The organism is Paraburkholderia sp. BL6669N2 (assembly GCF_003387275.1).
Lineage (GTDB): Bacteria > Pseudomonadota > Gammaproteobacteria > Burkholderiales > Burkholderiaceae > Paraburkholderia.
Genome location: NZ_QUNA01000002.1, coordinates 1,461,812 through 1,478,110, shown reverse-complemented (window position 1 = coordinate 1,478,110; position 16,299 = coordinate 1,461,812). Strand labels below are relative to the sequence as shown.

Sequence of the window (16,299 nt, the reverse complement as noted above, 5' to 3'; positions counted from 1 at the left end):
ACGAGTTAAGGAAAACTATGTTCGAACTGTTCTTTCGCGCGTTGCCGTTGCTCAAGATGGCGATTGTGGCGACGTTGTCACTAGGAGTTGTCTCGTTCATCTGCGGTGCGTCGCTGGGCCTTCTAATCGCTCTGGCGCGGACAAGCATTTATCGGGTTTTTCGATCTCTAGCTTTCGCGTATGTGTCCGTTTTTCGCGGCACACCTCTATTAGTCCAGATCCTTCTTATCTATTTCGGCCTCCCGTATTACGGCATAGAGCTGGGGCCATTCGCTGCAGCGGCGCTCGCACTGACTCTGTACATCGCTGCCTATTTAAGCGAAGACTTCCGCGCGGGCATTAGAGCAGTTGACAGAGGACAATGGGAAGCGGGGATGTCACTTGGGATGGGATATTGGAAGAATCAGGTCCGGATCATATTGCCACAGGGGCTTCGAATTTCGACACCGTCCGTCGCCAGTCGCCTAATCGGTTTAATGAAGGATACTTCCTTAGCATCGACGGTAACAGTGGTCGAGCTGACCCGCGTCGCGAACACACTCGGCGCGGCAACGTTTCGATACATGGACATGTTCTTGATTGTTGGTGCGATTTATTGGCTCATTAGCCAAGCATTGACGATCGCCCAAACGTTGATAGAAGACCGTCTTTCGAGGAGATATTGATGACCACGGATGTAGTTGTAAGAGTAAATGGTCTCTCGAAGACCTTCGGCGATAGCGTTATTCTGAACGGTATCAACATGACCGTCTGGGCGGGCGAGGTTGTGGTGATCATGGGACCGTCTGGATCCGGTAAAACTACACTGATCCGTTCCCTCAATTTCATCGAGATTCCTACGGCAGGCACGGTTGAAGTCTGCGGCATTTCCGTTGAGTGCCGCGCACCAAATTCTTCTAGCAAGGCGTGGAAGATCAGCCGCGATGATCGCAGACGCATGTCAGAAATTCGTCAAAACACTGCCATGGTTTTTCAGTCGTTCAATCTATTTCCTCACATGACTGTTCTGCAGAACGTCATCGAAGGTCTGATTAGCGTGAAAGGCATCGCAAAAGACGTTGCGCGCGAGCGCGGACGAACGCTTTTAGCGCGTGTTGGAATGGTTGAAAAGGCGAACGAATACCCAAGTCGTTTATCAGGCGGACAAAAGCAACGCGTCGCAATTGCGCGCGCGCTCGCGATGGACCCAAAGGTCATATTTTTCGACGAACCGACGTCAGCGCTTGACCCGGAGGTCAGGGATGAAGTGCTGGGCGTAATGCGTGATCTCGCCCGGTCCGGTATGACTATGCTTGTTGTTACCCATGAGGTTCAGTTTGCACGCGACGTGGCCGACCGAGTGTTGTTCCTGGAGGGAGGCAATGTGGTCCAGGATTCGAGTTCGTCGGAGTTTTTCGGTGACAACAACCAAAGCCAACGTACTCGTCAATTTCTGGGGCGGCTGACCGCCTGAGACCGGCGACAGCGTTTGACGTTTAGATCGATCGCAACGAGAGAGCCACTCTTCCGGTGACTTCGCCTCAGATTTAATTCCTTTCGGATGATTAGAATGAATATTCGTAGCAGAACACTCCTCGCATTCATACTTCCTTTCGCAATATTTTTTTCGAATACGGTGAAGGCCGCGACAAGTGACAACTCACTCGCCGACTTACAGAAGAAGGGCGTGCTTACAATCGCAAACACGCAGACTAGCCCTCCTTGGAGTTTTCTCGGGACCGACAACAAGCTGGCCGGCTATGACGTCGATGTCGCCAACGAGGTCGCGCGACGACTTGGTATAAAAAAGGTTGAATTTGTAGCTGACACGTTCTCGAACTTCGTCGACGGGCTGAAGACCGGAAAATATGATTTGATCGTAAGCGGCATGGCGGCGACATCGGAGCGCAAAAAGGTTGTTGATTTTTCCGTGCCATACACAGCCCAGGGATTTCTAATTTGGGTCAACGATAAAAACACCGATATCAAAGACTTAGCGTCGTTGGCGGGGAAGAAAGTGGGCGTTGACGCGGGCACCGCCAACGAAGTATGGGCGCGTGCGCATCTTACGAAGTCCGAAATTGTGAGTTATGACAATGGGGGCTTTCTCTATAACGATCTGGCGACAGGACGAACGGACGCCGTCATCGAGTCACATTTTGCAGGCTACAAGACTAAAGAGATCAATCATCTTCCTATTAAGGAGGTCGGAGAGCCCCTTACGTTCTCGCTCGGATGTATCGCTATTCCGAAGAACGAACCAACGTTGGCACAGGCTGTGAACCAGGCGCTGTCCGATATGTTGGCGGACGGCACCGTCCAGAAGATAGGCCAGAAGTACCTCGGGAAGGATTACGACATGGCCGGCAATATCAAAAAAGCGCTCTCCAAGTGAACGGGAAAGAAGGCTAGGATATGAAAAATCCAATCAGGAGTGAAGTGGATTTCGACGCAGAGGGAAAGCACGTTGGTTATCTTCGACTGCCACATTCCGTACATCGCTCAGCGTACGGCTACATCCCGATTCCAGTGGCGTCAATCAAGCGCGGTGAGGGGCCGACTATTTTGATTATGGCCGGGAATCACGGCGACGAATTCGAAGGGCAAATTCTTGCGTCGCGCCTTGTCAGAGAGATCGAGCCAGAAATGGTGTCTGGGCAGATCATTTTGCTCCCAATGGCTAACTTCCCGGCGGCGGAGGCAGGCCTCAGAACTTCACCGATCGACAATGGAAATCTGAACCGCCTTTTTCCGGGAGACCCGGCCGGCACACCGACTCAGATTATTGCCGACTATATCGAAAACGCACTGCTATCGCGAGCACAGTATCTGGTGGATCTGCACTCAGGGGGCAGCTCGCTGCTTTATGAGGGCTGCAATATGCTGGCTCTTGAGCCGCGCACGCCGGAAGAAGACACACATGTTAGGGGATTACTTGGCGCCTTTGGTCTTGCCAAAGCGTTTCTACATGCGCCGAATTCCGTAAATATCTCGGCAGCGGCACGTCGACAGGGGGCTATCTCAATTTTGACAGAGCTAGGCGGTGGCGCAACCGTGAGTTCCACACTGTTGCGTGAGGCGACGCACGGCCTGCTGCACCTGCTCGGCTACATCAAGGTTCTGCGTGGTCCCCTTGTGCCGGCATCTGCACCGACGCGGACCCGGTTTCTTCGAGTTGAAGGCGCTCAGCAGTACGTCTACGCATCCGAACATGGAGTGTACGAGCCGCTCGTGGAGCTAGGCGAGCGGGTCAGCGTTGGGCAACCCGCCGCGCTGATTCATTTTCCCGATACCCCGATGCGTGAGCCGGTGCCGGAAGTGTTTTCGTCCGAGGGTGAAGTCGTACTCAGGAGGGTCCAAGCAGCGGTTCGCCGTGGCGATTGTCTCTTCCAACTTGCCAGCGACGCGTGAGGGCTAGCTACCTATCTGTTTCAAAGCGTTTTCGGGCCCGTCGGCGCAGCTAAAAGCTTAGCTGTTCACATTGCGATGCTAATGCCGTATGGCAACGCAATGTGAACGCACGTCTATCCCCTATGCCTTTTCCGCTTGGTGCTCTGTACGTTTGATTTTCGATGGAAACGTGCGCTATAAGTAGTATATGTATATAAATTAGGGGTACATATTAATATAAAAGAACGTCTCGGTGTTTAATAGAAGATGCTTATTTTGATCCTAATTGACTAAATTAATAGAGGTTGCTTTATGAAGAAATCCTTATGCGCTGTGGCCGCAATCAGCGCGTTTTCCGGCGCGGTCCAAGCGCAGAGCAGCGTGACGTTATACGGCATCGTCGACGCGGCGGCGGAGTACACAAATAATGCTGGCGGGCACAGCCAGGTCGCCCTGATTGGGGGTGGTTTGCAGGGCGATCGTTGGGGCTTGCGTGGTACTGAGGACCTCGGCGGCGGACTAAAGGCCTTGTTTGTTCTCGAAAATGGATTCAATGTGATGAAGGGTACGCTGTCCCAAGGCGGGAGCGAATTCGGCCGTTCCGCCTACGTCGGCATGTCAAGTACGTACGGGACTGTGACCCTCGGTCGTCAATACGACTCAGTCGTCGATTACACGGGCGGGCTTGAAGTCGGCAGTCAGTGGGCCACCTACTTCGCTGCCCACCCTGGTGATCTCGATAACATGAACAACTCCAATCGCACTAATAATGCGGTCAAGTACACGAGTGCAAACTACGCGGGATTGAAGTTCGGTGGGCTGTATAGCGTGGGCGGAGTCGCCGGTCAATATTCGCGCAATCAAATATGGTCGTTGGGAGCGGGCTATACTCAGGGCCCGATCACTTTGGGCGTAGGCTATCTGGACATCAAAGACCCGAACTTTTCCGCTTTCGGAAATAACCCACAATCGAGTGCTACCGGTTCAAACTTTGGATCGAATGTGGTGATCAGTGGCTACGCCTCTGCGAAGAGCCAGACGGTCTTTGCGGCCGGCGGCGCCTACACGATCGGGCCGGCGACAGTCGGAGCAACTTACAGCAACACACAGTTCAAGAACCTGGGGGGCGAAGCAGGCACCGGACTGAATCCCTATGGATATCAGGGCGGGTCGGCAAAATTCCACAACGTTGAACTCAATTTCAAGTATCTGGTGTCGCCGGCTCTTCTCTTGGGTATTGCCTATAACTATACGAAAGGCTACGGCGTAAACAGCGTGGAATACCACCAGGCAGCGATTGGGGCAGACTACTTCCTGTCCAAGCGGACGGATCTCTACGTCGCGGCAGTGTACCAGCATGCATCTGGTACGGATTCGACGCGTATGACTGCACGCGCTAACATTCTCGGCTTGTCCCCTTCCTCTACGACAAACCAATCAGTGGTGGCTGCAGGGATCCGCCATAAGTTTTAAGCTACATAGTTATGCCGGTGTGGACGTGTTCGATGCACTATTGTGCGAACCGTTCACCGCGCATTTGCAACATCGGTACCGATCGTTTCAACGTGCGCAGGTCTGCACGTGCAGATTGTCTTCGCAGGACAAACGATGGCCCTGCTAAGGCAGCGTGACGAGCGCTCGTTACCGAGGGTGTCGTTCGCACTGTAGGGCGACGAGCTAACGCTCGCGCATTAAACCTTTGTACGCCCGATGAACGCCACGCGAGGCGGTCACACGCGATTCTGGGCTTTCCTCGCAGGTAGATGGAGGGCGCGATGACCGTCTCGCACCGGAATCTGGACGGCCGTATTCGGGCGTGGCACACGTTCAGTCAACTTGCCCGCGACGGGCAATGACGCACGCCGCAGCAGCACGCACAAGCCAGACGCGTCGCCTATGTCGTTAGCTGTTAGCCCTAGCCATGCATAGACACACGGGCGTAGCAGACCGTCTTGTTGATCAGGGTGAGCGTCATGCCAAGGCTGGTATGCCCCTTATCATGCAGGTAACGGTTATGTCCGCCAACAGTCTGTCGAACTGGCGCCCAGTCCGTGGGGCAGCTTTCGCACAGGCCACGAAAGCGGGTAAGCGTGCGTTTTCGTTACGCGCACGCCGCTTCGTGCAATAGTGAAATACAACCGGATCGGGTTCCAACATCCTAGTTTTAAATGTCGGCGACCAGCTTACACTTGTGGCTATCAGGAGGATTTTCAGCTATGGATTCTGTTATCGGCAGCCTCGACGCCTGGCGGATCATACTGGATGAGCTTCGGGCCGTAACCGGTGCGTTTGCCGGCGATTCCCCGAGTGCGGTAGACGCGGATAGTCGGGGTCGAGCTCACAGGGACGTCGCGCGGTGTGTCGGAACTTCCACGAAAGCGTGGGAATGTAATACGGTCACACAGGCCAACGTCGAAATCGTTGAGTGGTCAGAAAGGAGCTTAACGATTGTCTGGCATGATCCGACCGCTTGCAGCTACGTCGACCAACGCTGGAGCAGGTCAAAATCAACTAGCTCGGGTGTTTGTGCCCTGAGTGGTGCAATCATTTCCCGAGGCCAGGATATTTTCAAGCCTAGCCGGAGCAAGCCTCCGCCGGTCAACGCAGACGCGATGATTCTGCTGAGCGCACTGCCAGCTCTGGCCGCCGAATAAGTCTTCCGATCGGATCGGTGGAAAACAGCTTTCTGATAGTGCCGCTTCGCCAACATAAGGAGTCGCATCCTGTATATCGGTGCCGAACTCCATTCTAAACGCGCTGTTCATGTTTGCACAGATTCGGTGCTCGCAGGGGGACCGCTCTTGGCGTCGAAACCGTCCCCGCTACCGAGACTGTCTGGTACGTGTACGTTCTCTCGACCCAATCTTGACGTGGTCAATGTCGGCCAACGGCTTGAATTGGCACGCGCACGAGCTAGAATAACTGCTGTTCGATATCCGCAAATTTGATACTGTTGAGCAAGGACCGTCTGCGGCGGCTCAATCGCGCACTGCTTTCTCGAGTCCGCGAGTATGCACACGTCGAATAGTCTTCCTCGATACGGGACGTACCGTTTCTCGCGACAGCACGTTGCCTGAAGAAATGGCTGAAGAACTAGAGCCTACGAAAACATGAGGATGCTGTCCGTCTGCTACAGGCGATGACCCAAACCAGGTTGCGGCTCACTCCATATTGGTTACGGCACCGTCGGCGTCACCTTCGATTTGGATGACGCCTCGTATCGAGCGATCGCCGCATGTGCTAGACACCTGCGGATCGATGACGTCGTATCACGACACAGAGAAGAATGACCTGTTCAGTAAGGGAAAAACCGTTGCCTCGTCTCGAGTGCCGTCCGCCGGGACTAGCATGGAGGTCCAGCAGCGGTGTCGTGAAATATATTGCTGACAAGCTCCCACATGCAAATGTTCATTTTCTCGGCAGCTGGTGTGTGGTATCAATTCTGGCTTGATGCGATACGTTGTCGCGTTGAGGATCGAACGTGGCAGAGCCCGGCGCATATGGCGAATCAATAAGACAGGCTTTTCGTCTGATGAAATCGCCGTCGATATTGACAAGCCTCCGACCTGGAGCGGCGGTTGCGGTCACACGGGTAACTTGCGGACCAGAAGGAATCGGCAAGACGCTGCCGCTCCCTGTCGAGGCTGCCTTAATGGTGAATGTTCAGTTCCAACCACTGATTCACGAGCTTTGGATCGCTGGGAAACCCGTTCCGGTTCATCCGTGGCCGTCTGCTGCGTTATCCGTTGTCGACTTGGAACAAGAGTCATGTGCGTTTTTTGGCGGCGCATTGGACTGTATGCAATTTTATTTTCCCCGAAAGAGTCTCGCGGCGATGGCGGACGAAAACGAAGAGCGAGCAATCAATGATTTCGTGATTCCGAATGGAACAGTTGATATCATAACGTATCAGCTTGCTAAGTTGATGATTCCCGCGCTTGAGCATCCAGAGCAAGCTAACCAGTTGTTCTTGTCCGGCTTACTGCACGCTTTTTATTGGCACTTGGCGGCTACATACGGCAATATGGGAATCCGGAACCGTGGAAAGGGTGGGCTAACCGCATGGCAATTGGCGGCTGCTAAAGAACTTATCTCCGAAAATCTCTCTGGTGATGTTAGCTTGGCCTTCATCGCTCGAGAGTGTGGCCTCTCACCGACTCATTTCGCGCGGGCGTTCAGGGAGTCGGTGGGTATTCCTCCCCATCAATGGCTGCTACTGCGTCGAGTTGACGTGGCGAAGCACTTATTGCGGCTTGGAAATATGGGCGTAGCTGAGATAGCACTCGCAACCGGTTTTGCCGATCAAAGTCATCTCACTCGAGTGTTTTCGCGATTGGTGGGTATCACTCCAAACGCATGGCGAGTATTGCGCCCGCATTAGGCTTGGAAATGCGCAAAATCCTAGCTTGACCAGAGCGAACTTCAATTTTGGTGCTGCATGGGTAATTCATTTAATGGATTGGAAAATCTAACTTAAGAATTATAACCAGGTTTATTATCAAATCCGTGTCGTATCGACCGACGGAGTCGGCGGTAAAATATGAGCTGTCGTGAAGAGTATAATTTGCATGTGCTTATTATATGCATGCTGCGGCTAATGAAGTCCGTCTGGAGTGGCGTTTTTCCAGAGTGGAGATTAAAAAAGTCATACTCTCAAGTCCAACCATTTTTATTATTGTAACTCGTGCTGCGGCGCCAACAACTTGGGGTCGTCCCCGTTATTTTCCGGAAAACGCTCGTGAAGTAAGCTTGAGAATGAAACCCGACGTTTGCGGAGATCTCCACGATCTCGAGCCGTCCTTCGCTTAAAAGACTCTTGGCGCGTTCAACTCGCCGAAGCGTCAAAAATTGGTGAGGGGTAAACCCAGTTGCCCGCCGGAACTGTGCTGCAAAATGCATGCGGCTGAGGCCGGCATGCTTAGCAATGTCCGATAATGTTACATGCTCCTGAAGATTTGCCTCGATGAAGTCTATCGCACGGCGGAGTCTCCATTTCACGAGCCCGCTACTAGACGATCTGTCAGCAATCAGGTCGCTTCGAGCGCCGATCAGTCTCGCGAGAATGGCCACCATAAGGCTTTCCACGTAGCACGAAATGAAGGCGTCGTGAAGACTATAAGCCCCGGCTATGGCCTCAATAAGCCTTCCCATGGTCGGATCCGTAGCGAAGCAGGGATCAAAAATTGCGATTTCCTCCGCGCAATTTCGATGTTGCAACTCTTCGCAAGCCGTCAAGATAGTTGGGCGTGGGATGAACAGATGAATGGCTTCAGTTGATCTGTCGAAGCGACAACGAATTTGCTGGCCAGGCGCTGCGACTTGAGTCGACCCAAACCCGGCTAGTTTTCCAGTAACGTGTTTCTCATCGTTGAAGCAGTCAACGTAGGTCTCGCCAAGGAGTACTTCGATCGTGTAATGATTTTCGAAGGTCGGGGCGATAAGTTCATGCGTTCCTGCGTGCCATTTATTCCATCGACCAATCTCGATCGAAGGTTGATCGTTGCTCGATTTTGCCTTTGTATTCCATCGCCAGGATGCCTCTTCCTCTATCGATGCGCGATTGCGTGGCAGGGTAAGCGTTGTGTGATTTTGAAAGCTTTCCACAGTTGTCGACATTTTGAGCCTCGGCTATTTTCTGTACCAGGTGCATATTCGTACTATTGAGGAGGAGCTACCTAGAATCGTCTAAAGCTCTGGCTCAATTGACCAATGGAAGCTGAGGTTCGCGCGCCAAATCTAAGCATCTCATGAGGTTATTGTCAGTCTACAAAACCGCGTACTCTAGTACGTTCCTGCGACCTTTGAACATTCTTATCGTGCTGAGCACGATCTCTTCGAGATTGGCGCTCCCACTTCGAGGGGCATAGCGGGCAACCGTCTTTCGGCAGCAGTTCGTGATAAATGTGCATCCAATCGGCATACGCCATGTAAGCAAACTTGCACGGGCGCTGGTCCGCGTGCTTGAAGGTGCCTTCTACGTCTGCTATCAATAAGGATTGGATTGTCCAGAGATCTTCGTTGGGGGAGAGATGACAGTTGTCGGTGCATACGGTGACGAAATTGCGCGTCGTTTTCGCATGCCAAAGGCCCCTTCGGTATCGGCAGTTCTTAGGCCGGGGGCATTCTTTGCTGCGACGCACGTGGCTTGCGGTAAAGAGGGAGTTGGAGAGACGCTACCCATTCCAGTGCAGCCGGCGTTGATTATTTGCGTCCTTTTGCAGCCGCTGGTGCATGACCTGTGGCTAGATGGAAGACCCGTACCCGTTGGTCCATTGCCAGTCGGAACAATTTCGGTGGTCGACCTTGAGCAGAAGCCCACCGCATACTATGGAGGGGCACTGGAATCGTTGCAGATATATTTCCCTCGCACCAACCTCGCCGCAATGGCCGAAAACAGCGACGCGCCGCTGATACGTGAGCTCGTGGTCCCAAATGGCACGGTTGATCCTGTCACATATCAGTTGAGTCTCATGATGCGGGCTGCAGTCGCCCGTCCAGAGGACGCCGACCTGCTCTATTTGTCTGGACTTATGGAGGCTTTCTATGGCCACTTATCCGGAAAGTATGGAAACATTTTTTTAAAAGACCGTGGTGCCAAGGGGGATTGGCCCCGTGGCAGTTGGCGCGAGCGAAAGAGCTAATAGACAATAACCTCTCCGGGGCAGTGAGCCTGGCATTTCTAGCGATGGAATGCGGAATGTCGGCCAATCATTTCGCGCGCTCATTCAAGCAGTCAGTGGGAATTGCTCCACACCGATGGCTATTGTTGCGCCGGGTGGAAATGGCAAAGAGGCTATTGGAACGTGGTTCAATGAGTATCTCAGAGATCGCGTCGTTAGCGGGTTTCGCAGACCAAAGTCATTTAACTAGGGTTTTTTATAAGGGGGTTGGCATGACGCCTCGCGCCTGGAAGGTTTTTCGGTCTCGCTAGTTCGCTACTGTAGGGACGCGGCGGCGAGTCATGTAGACGGCCCGAGCAGTTGCAGTTCGCGGCTGCTACTTTGTGCGCCCGCAAACAGCTCTTGTCTGCCGCCCGATTTCGCGTCTCCCGCACGCGAGGAGAAAAAATGTAGACATATCAGCGGTGATCATTCGCAGGCCAGACGTTCGAAATGTCCCGTGCCGATCGACGCCGTCGAATATACAAAATGGGTGAGCGGTGAAGTGTGCGTGCTCAATCGGTTGCCGCATAACACCGTCCGTCGAGTGGCGACGCCAGACGCGAATACAGGTCTTGCCAGCTTCACAATCACCGTCTTATCTCATTTGCTCGACCAATCTGGTTACAGGTGGCGAGCTGCGGGTATCCGCTCAGAGTGTCCGAGATGTTGAAGCCACACACAACGATGCGTTTCTTAGCGGCCATCGTTGCTTAGTTCGCGGGCACATCGAGACAGCTTACTTATTTGCCGGCGGCGTCAGCCGCGTCCTCGATTATCTTTGCGACGGCGTCTGCATGAGAAATCATGACAACGTGTGAGGCCCCAAGGATTTCGACCGTCTTTTTGGCATGCGCTCTGTCCGCCATGAAGGGTTGAAGCGCCGGCGGAATGTTTTTGTCGCGACTACCGTAGATGAAATACGAGGGGATACTTTTCCAGGCGGGTGTTCCGGACGGCTCTTTAAGCGCCGCTTCGGTAATCGGCCGCTGTGCAACGGCCATTTGTGCTGCCTGTGCTGCAGGAACGTCGGCGGCGAACTGTGCGTGAAAATCTGCCTGTTTGATGTACAAATCTTTCCCCCCATCCGCTAGTGGGACTGGAGGCGCAAGCGTTGGGCCCAACGTGCTTCCTGGGTATTGCCCTGAGAGAGTTGCGGCGCTTTCGCCAGAGTCTGGCGCCAGGCCAGATACGTAGACGAGTGCCTTGACATTGTCTTTGCCTGTGGCCACGTTGGTAATGATGTTCCCTCCGTATGAGTGACCCACCAGGATAATTGGTCCCGCGATGGAAGCTAGGACTCCAGCAACGTATTGCGCATCGCTTTGAACACCGCGTAGCGGATTTGCGACTGCGACAACGGGATATCCCTTTGCTAGTAAGCGGCTCGCTACGCCATTCCAGCTTGAGGAGTCCGCGAACGCACCGTGCACGAGGACTATAGTCGGCTTGGTCGGCGGCGATGCGGCGCGCGCTTCCGTGGAGGGACCGAAGCCAAATAACACCAACAATGCAAGGAGACAGACTGTGATGGCGCTTGTCTTGAGAAGAGCAGGCGGGGAGCGTCGGTTCATTGTAAGCGCTAAATTGAGCGCACGGCCTACGTATGAGCGTCGCCCAGCGCCGTGAATTTGCTAGCGGGCAAGCGGTCTGGAGTGACTGGCGACGTTGCGCAAGGGGTTGCTGGCGTCAGCCGACGTGGCTGGAGACCTGCAGAAAGCTCCATGGCAGCAGATCGCTGATGTCGGTCTCGGGGGCTCGTTGAGGCAGTTGCGTAAGGACGTGACGCAGGTACGCGTACGGCTCGACGTTGCACGCGCGGCACGTAAGCACGAGGCTGTAGATGACGGCGCTGGCTTTCGCTCCCGCGACTGTGTCGCTGAAGAGCCAGACTTTCCTGCTGGTGGCAAACGGGCGGATGTCGCGTTCCGCAATGTTGTTGTCAACCGGGGCTAGCCCGTCGGCAACGTAACGGCTGAGATACTCCCACTGGTTAAGCGTGTATCTGATGGCATTGCCCAGCGAGCTTTCGGGCGGCACTTGTGGTGCCTGCTCGTCCAGCCAGGCTTTAAATGCGTCAAGCAGCGGAACGCTGTGCTGTCGTCGCAATCGTAATGTATACGCAGCACGGGTTTCGCCGCTCGGCGGCTTCTCTCGTGCGAGTGCTTCGACGCGATAGAGTCGCTGGAAGAATTCGAGAGCCTGCTGTGCCCGTTTGCCTGGTTTTTTCTGCGTCTTCAGGGCCTCCACGAATCCGCGTCTCGCATGAGCAAGGCAACCGAAGTGAGTCACGCCCTTGATCGTTCGCCACCCGCTGTAGCCGTCGGACATCACCATGCCTTTGTAATCCGCGAGAAACGTCTGGGGATATTGCTTGCCACGTCCGGGTTGATAGTCGAACAACACCACCGGCTCTGCGCTATCCTGCCCGCTTCGATACAGCCACATATAAGACTGGCTTTGCGCGGTTTTGCCCGGCTCCTTCAGCACCTGAACGGTGGTTTCGTCGCCATGAATCAGTGGCTGCGACAGCAAGGTCTTGCGTAACGACTGGTAGAGGCGCTCCAGATGCAATTGCGTTGGCTTGATGACCCAGTGTCCTAATGTACCTCGGCCCACCGGAATGTTCGCGCGCCCGAGCGCGTCCTCCATCCGGTATAGCGGCGTGCCGTCGACATACTTGCCCGTCATTACTGTGGCGATCATAGCGGGGCTGACCTGACTGCCTGGTAATGGTTGCGCCGGCATCGGCGCGACCAGGATCGGCGTACGCTCGGCGAAACGCTCGCAATGACGGCATGCATATTTGAAGCGAACATGCTGCAAGACTGAGGCCTTCATCTCGATATGCAGTTGCTCGCTGATTTCCTCGCCCATACGATGCATCGCGTTGCTGCAACAGGGACAGATCTTCTGTTCTTCGGGCAGGTCGTACTCGATGCGCTGGCGGGGAAGATCCGCTGGCAGAGGCTTGCGACCTCGCTTGCGGCGAGCAGCCTCTGGCGCTTCCGGCAAACCCGTGTCAGGCAAGTCGAGTTCGCCCACGTCATCCTCAGGATCCTCGGCTGCGGCCTGCTCGGCTTCGTTGAAGACACGATCCCGAAGCTTCTCGCTGCTCGGTGCGAAGCGCTTGTGTTGCGCAAGCCGGAACTGTTCCTCGAGATGGCGAACTCGCTCACCCAACTGGCGGTTGCGGGCCTCGAGCTCACGAATGTAAGCCTGCGCGGCTGGAGGCAATCGGGAGAATTCGCGTTCGTCCATGCTACCCACAGTAGCGAATCAGAACGCACAATGGGTTTACGGAAATTTGTAACGGCTGTCGACGACGTTGCCCAGCAATGCTCTCAGCATCAGCTTGTATGATGGTACTGTCGTGCGGGATGACGGCGCATCGCATCGACGTCAATGCCATCAAGCAACCAGTGCAGCTGTTCGGTCGTCAGCTCGATCACTGCCTGCTTGCGGCGCGGCCACATGAAATGGTCCTTCTCGAGACGTTTTAACATTAGCCAGAAGCCTGAGCGCTCATACAGCAACAGCTTGACGCGGTTGCGTTTGCGGTTATGAAACGCGAATACGGCGCGGGCGAAGGGATCGAGCTGCATCGACTGTTCAACCAACGCCGTGAGGCTATTGATGCCAGCCCTGAAGTCGACAGGCTCGCGGTGCAGGTAGACGCGGAGGTCGGAGTCAAGGCGGAACATCAATGCGCTCCCAGTGCGGCGATCAATGCCGTGACAAGTGTCGCATCGTGTCGTGAGCACTCAAGTTCGACTTTTACCCCGTTTGGCAGTTGCGCCGCCAGGCGCGCCATGGGTCGCGACACAGTCGCCGATTGCCTGTGACTCGAAGACACTGGCAGCGCTGACGACTTGGGATCGGAATCCGGATAGCTGTGTTCGGGAGAAACCACCGGGATGAACGCCGTCGTTGCCGGGTCGACCGTGTCTTCGGCTGCACGAGCAGACTTTGCCCTCTCATGCAGGCGAATCCACTTGTGCAGCTGGTTTGCGTTTACCTGAGCCTTGAGTGCGAGGCCGGCGATTGACGCACCCGGCAGCAAGCACGCCTCGATCAGTCGGCGCTTACCCTCAGGGTCGTACCTTCGCTTGCCGTTGGAGCATTCTCGAATGACCCGCAGTGGCAGAAAATCAGACTCGTCGTCGTTCATGGTTTGCGTCCGCAATGTAGGTTGCGGACGCAATCGTCGCCCTTAAACACAGACGATGATAGGTGTGTTCTATTTAGCGCTTACGGTTCATTGGTCTCATGATCGTGTCCTGTGATCCCTGTGTCGGGCGAGTAAAACGGGTTATTACCAGCAGAATTTCCGCAAAGTCTCGCACGATGACGGAAGGAATATCCTGACTTAGACAGGTCAAGGCGCGGGCTTTCTCAAGAACTGTTTCGGAACCACGAAGGTGACTATTGTCTTGTCGAGGGTCTCGTGGTTCGCATTGACGAGTTGTATCAACACTTTGTGCGGTCCAACTGAAGACCGACGATGATTAACGGCTTCGCCGCTCGAGTCGGCCCAGTGCCACTGCGCATCGTTCACGGTCACGTGGATGTGTCCCGTTCCGGGTGAATCATCAATCGCTTTCGGTCCTAACACCGGTCGATGTGAAGATTGTCGGTGCGATTCTGGATGAAGATGTATCCATTGGCGAGTGAATGCGGAAGAGGCGGGTCGGCCACAATCTTCGCCGGCGGCTCTGTCGCGTGCGGTACAACTGGGTTCGCGCCGCGAATCTCCTTGGCAGTTTGCGCCGACGCGATGGTATCGGAGAGTATTGCTGCCACCGCTATGAGCATAATAAATGTCATGCATCATGACGGCGCTCCAATCTGGGTGCTTTCTGGCGGCGCACTGGCTCGCGTCGACACGGCCGCTCAATTGGAGGCGTGGAACCCCCTGTTGCAAGTACCAGAGAGCTGCTTTGCTAACGCGTAGCTGTGACGGTGGATTGCCCAAAGTCTGTCGATCAATTGATCTTCGGAAAATCCAGTGTCGTATCGCTGATTCGGTTGATCGCGTTGGTGAATGTGATTGCAGATATGGCCAGGCTGATATCAATCAGCTCGGCTTGCGTGTAGCCCGCATCGATAATGGCTGAGAATTCCGCCTCACTGACCGTTCCGTGCGTGAGAACGAGATTTCGGACGAAGTGCACCAGCGCATCTCGTTTTGCGTCACCGGTGGACTGCCCTGCACGGATTTGCCGGGTTGCCTCTTCGGAGAGGCCGACCATCTTGCCGATCGCGGTATGTGCTGCCACGCAGTAGTCACAACCGACGGCCTCGCTAACAGCAAGGTTGATGGCCTCATGGTCCTGCTTGGTTAGAGTGCCACGGCTGACGATATCATCGGCCGAAAGCAATGCGCCCAACGCTTCCGGGTTATGGGTGCCGACAGTCAAATACGCGTTGGGCACTTTGCCGACAGATTTTTTGATTTTGGCGAAGATGTCCGCTGCGGCACCGGTTGCTTGGTCGGCCCGAATCGTCGAAATACGTGACATTGGTCCCTCCTAGAGGGTGTTTTGAGCTCTCGGCCAGATTTGGCACTCTAGCGAGATGAGGAAGCGCAGACGCTAGCCAATAGATGTATCGGATGAAGAGTGGTACTTCACTTAGGGTAACGTTGCTGCAAGACGCATGATTAGAATTATGAACTGCCCTCGTGAATGCCGCTATCAGTTGAGAACGGCCACTGTCAGGAAAGCACGGCAACCATTGTTTAGGAGATCCGCTTAAGCGGCCCGCTGGCCCGTTACCCCGGATCACGGCTGCAATGTCGAACTCCTCAGCGAGAGCAACCGTTTCTCTTGCGTGGCCAACCTGCACGAGTAGACTCGCGCTCTTTAACACTGAAAGCGCCCGTACCCGCATTTCGTCAATGTGTTGCTTAATTGTATTGTCACCGTGCGAATTAGAAAGATACTTCCACGCGTTTGATGTAACGTCTGAAATGCATCGTATATCGCGCTGTACTGCTAATGTGTTGCGCACATCTGGAACCGAGTGACTCTGCTTCCATGAGAAGGGGGCAACGCGGCAACGACATGAGGACGGTCAATGATGATGACTTGCGAGAAAGGGTGCGGCTGCTTTGGATTTCACGTACATTACGTTCGCCATTTCTTTTCGACATACATGGTAGCGCCACTCGAGACTCCTATCCGTCCGGCTTTGGCTTTGGCTTTGGCTTTGGCTTTGGTTTTGGTTTTGGTTTTGGCTTCGGCAGTCTAATTTCGGCAAGTTGATGCGA

The 16,299-nt window shown here is 54.5% G+C and carries 18 protein-coding genes; 10 read left to right on the top strand and 8 right to left on the bottom strand.

Features of this window, described 5'->3' with window-relative positions; all coding sequences use genetic code 11:
- Positions 1–17: 17 nt before the first annotated feature.
- The 7 genes from B0G80_RS29165 (at position 18) to B0G80_RS29135 (ending at position 7,750) form a co-directional block, all read left to right on the top strand.
- Complete coding sequence (locus B0G80_RS29165) at positions 18–665, top strand: amino acid ABC transporter permease (RefSeq protein ID WP_116121456.1); 648 nt, start codon at positions 18–20, stop codon at positions 663–665.
- On the top strand, positions 665–1,453 hold the full coding sequence (locus tag B0G80_RS29160) for an amino acid ABC transporter ATP-binding protein (RefSeq protein WP_116121455.1): 789 nt from the start codon (positions 665–667) through the stop codon (positions 1,451–1,453). Before B0G80_RS29165 ends, B0G80_RS29160 begins: the two co-directional genes overlap by 1 nt.
- A gap of 96 nt (positions 1,454–1,549) precedes the next feature.
- Complete coding sequence (locus B0G80_RS29155) at positions 1,550–2,374, top strand: transporter substrate-binding domain-containing protein (RefSeq protein WP_258879068.1); 825 nt, start codon at positions 1,550–1,552, stop codon at positions 2,372–2,374.
- A gap of 20 nt (positions 2,375–2,394) precedes the next feature.
- Entirely contained in the window at positions 2,395–3,390 is a 996-nt protein-coding gene (locus tag B0G80_RS29150; RefSeq protein WP_116121453.1) for a succinylglutamate desuccinylase/aspartoacylase family protein, read from the top strand.
- Between the two features lie 291 nt (positions 3,391–3,681).
- Positions 3,682–4,842 carry a porin gene (locus B0G80_RS29145; RefSeq protein WP_116121452.1) on the top strand — a complete coding sequence of 387 codons (1,161 nt, stop codon included), beginning with the start codon at positions 3,682–3,684 and terminating at the stop codon, positions 4,840–4,842.
- Between the two features lie 695 nt (positions 4,843–5,537).
- Positions 5,538–6,023, top strand: coding sequence for a DUF3331 domain-containing protein (locus B0G80_RS48285; RefSeq protein ID WP_116121451.1), 486 nt, complete (start codon positions 5,538–5,540; stop codon positions 6,021–6,023).
- 827 nt (positions 6,024–6,850) lie between these two features.
- Positions 6,851–7,750 (top strand): helix-turn-helix domain-containing protein, encoded by a 900-nt coding sequence (locus B0G80_RS29135; protein WP_147309937.1) that lies wholly within the window; start codon positions 6,851–6,853, stop codon positions 7,748–7,750.
- Between the two features lie 272 nt (positions 7,751–8,022).
- Here the strand turns inward: B0G80_RS29135 and B0G80_RS29130 are convergent, their stop codons facing one another.
- The gene (locus B0G80_RS29130) at positions 8,023–8,985 is read right to left on the bottom strand and encodes a helix-turn-helix domain-containing protein (protein ID WP_116121449.1); all 963 of its coding nucleotides are present in this window, start codon (positions 8,983–8,985) and stop codon (positions 8,023–8,025) included.
- Between the two features lie 413 nt (positions 8,986–9,398).
- On the opposite strand from B0G80_RS29130, the gene B0G80_RS45450 reads away from it, so the two are divergent.
- Both B0G80_RS45450 and B0G80_RS48280 read left to right on the top strand, forming a co-directional pair.
- Positions 9,399–10,010, top strand: coding sequence for a hypothetical protein (locus B0G80_RS45450; protein ID WP_147309936.1), 612 nt, complete (start codon positions 9,399–9,401; stop codon positions 10,008–10,010).
- Positions 9,974–10,300, top strand: a complete 327-nt coding sequence (locus B0G80_RS48280) for an AraC family transcriptional regulator (protein WP_116121447.1) — start codon at positions 9,974–9,976, stop codon at positions 10,298–10,300. Before B0G80_RS45450 ends, B0G80_RS48280 begins: the two co-directional genes overlap by 37 nt.
- Positions 10,301–10,771: 471 nt before the next feature.
- Here B0G80_RS48280 and B0G80_RS29115 read toward each other — a convergent pair whose 3' ends face one another.
- From B0G80_RS29115 to B0G80_RS29090, 7 genes are all read right to left on the bottom strand, one after another.
- Complete coding sequence (locus B0G80_RS29115) at positions 10,772–11,602, bottom strand: alpha/beta fold hydrolase (protein WP_116121446.1); 831 nt, start codon at positions 11,600–11,602, stop codon at positions 10,772–10,774.
- A gap of 115 nt (positions 11,603–11,717) precedes the next feature.
- On the bottom strand, positions 11,718–13,289 hold the full coding sequence (tnpC, locus tag B0G80_RS29110; protein ID WP_116121445.1) for an IS66 family transposase: 1,572 nt from the start codon (positions 13,287–13,289) through the stop codon (positions 11,718–11,720).
- 89 nt (positions 13,290–13,378) lie between these two features.
- Positions 13,379–13,732 carry an IS66 family insertion sequence element accessory protein TnpB gene (tnpB, locus tag B0G80_RS29105; protein WP_116121444.1) on the bottom strand — a complete coding sequence of 118 codons (354 nt, stop codon included), beginning with the start codon at positions 13,730–13,732 and terminating at the stop codon, positions 13,379–13,381.
- Complete coding sequence (tnpA, locus tag B0G80_RS29100) at positions 13,732–14,199, bottom strand: IS66-like element accessory protein TnpA (RefSeq protein WP_116121443.1); 468 nt, start codon at positions 14,197–14,199, stop codon at positions 13,732–13,734. Before tnpA ends, tnpB begins: the two co-directional genes overlap by 1 nt.
- Before the next feature lie 207 nt (positions 14,200–14,406).
- Entirely contained in the window at positions 14,407–14,586 is a 180-nt protein-coding gene (locus B0G80_RS48275) for a hypothetical protein (RefSeq protein ID WP_408969445.1), read from the bottom strand.
- 50 nt (positions 14,587–14,636) lie between these two features.
- Positions 14,637–14,843 (bottom strand): DUF6130 family protein, encoded by a 207-nt coding sequence (locus B0G80_RS48270; RefSeq protein ID WP_408969443.1) that lies wholly within the window; start codon positions 14,841–14,843, stop codon positions 14,637–14,639.
- A gap of 170 nt (positions 14,844–15,013) precedes the next feature.
- Complete coding sequence (locus B0G80_RS29090; RefSeq protein WP_116121442.1) at positions 15,014–15,550, bottom strand: carboxymuconolactone decarboxylase family protein; 537 nt, start codon at positions 15,548–15,550, stop codon at positions 15,014–15,016.
- A 543-nt stretch (positions 15,551–16,093) separates the two neighbouring features.
- On the opposite strand from B0G80_RS29090, the gene B0G80_RS46480 reads away from it, so the two are divergent.
- Positions 16,094–16,294: a hypothetical protein gene (locus tag B0G80_RS46480; RefSeq protein WP_220377534.1), complete on the top strand. Its 201-nt coding sequence runs from the start codon at positions 16,094–16,096 to the stop codon at positions 16,292–16,294.
- Positions 16,295–16,299 lie beyond the last annotated feature (5 nt).

What these genes read in the sequence shown, in the direction of transcription:
- B0G80_RS29145 (WP_116121452.1), top strand. Translation starts at nt 3,682, where the DNA reads ATGAAGAAATCCTTATGCGCTGTGGCCGCAATCAGCGCGTTTTCCGGC.
- B0G80_RS29160 (WP_116121455.1), top strand. Translation starts at nt 665, where the DNA reads ATGACCACGGATGTAGTTGTAAGAGTAAATGGTCTCTCGAAGACCTTC.
- B0G80_RS29115 (WP_116121446.1), bottom strand. Translation starts at nt 11,602, where the DNA reads ATGAACCGACGCTCCCCGCCTGCTCTTCTCAAGACAAGCGCCATCACA.
- B0G80_RS29150 (WP_116121453.1), top strand. Translation starts at nt 2,395, where the DNA reads ATGAAAAATCCAATCAGGAGTGAAGTGGATTTCGACGCAGAGGGAAAG.
- B0G80_RS29130 (WP_116121449.1), bottom strand. Translation starts at nt 8,985, where the DNA reads ATGTCGACAACTGTGGAAAGCTTTCAAAATCACACAACGCTTACCCTG.
- tnpB (WP_116121444.1), bottom strand. Translation starts at nt 13,732, where the DNA reads ATGTTCCGCCTTGACTCCGACCTCCGCGTCTACCTGCACCGCGAGCCT.
- B0G80_RS48270 (WP_408969443.1), bottom strand. Translation starts at nt 14,843, where the DNA reads ATGCTCATAGCGGTGGCAGCAATACTCTCCGATACCATCGCGTCGGCG.
- B0G80_RS48285 (WP_116121451.1), top strand. Translation starts at nt 5,538, where the DNA reads ATGTCGGCGACCAGCTTACACTTGTGGCTATCAGGAGGATTTTCAGCT.
- B0G80_RS46480 (WP_220377534.1), top strand. Translation starts at nt 16,094, where the DNA reads ATGAGGACGGTCAATGATGATGACTTGCGAGAAAGGGTGCGGCTGCTT.
- tnpA (WP_116121443.1), bottom strand. Translation starts at nt 14,199, where the DNA reads ATGAACGACGACGAGTCTGATTTTCTGCCACTGCGGGTCATTCGAGAA.
- tnpC (WP_116121445.1), bottom strand. Translation starts at nt 13,289, where the DNA reads ATGGACGAACGCGAATTCTCCCGATTGCCTCCAGCCGCGCAGGCTTAC.
- B0G80_RS45450 (WP_147309936.1), top strand. Translation starts at nt 9,399, where the DNA reads ATGACAGTTGTCGGTGCATACGGTGACGAAATTGCGCGTCGTTTTCGC.
- B0G80_RS29090 (WP_116121442.1), bottom strand. Translation starts at nt 15,550, where the DNA reads ATGTCACGTATTTCGACGATTCGGGCCGACCAAGCAACCGGTGCCGCA.
- B0G80_RS29155 (WP_258879068.1), top strand. Translation starts at nt 1,550, where the DNA reads ATGAATATTCGTAGCAGAACACTCCTCGCATTCATACTTCCTTTCGCA.
- B0G80_RS29165 (WP_116121456.1), top strand. Translation starts at nt 18, where the DNA reads ATGTTCGAACTGTTCTTTCGCGCGTTGCCGTTGCTCAAGATGGCGATT.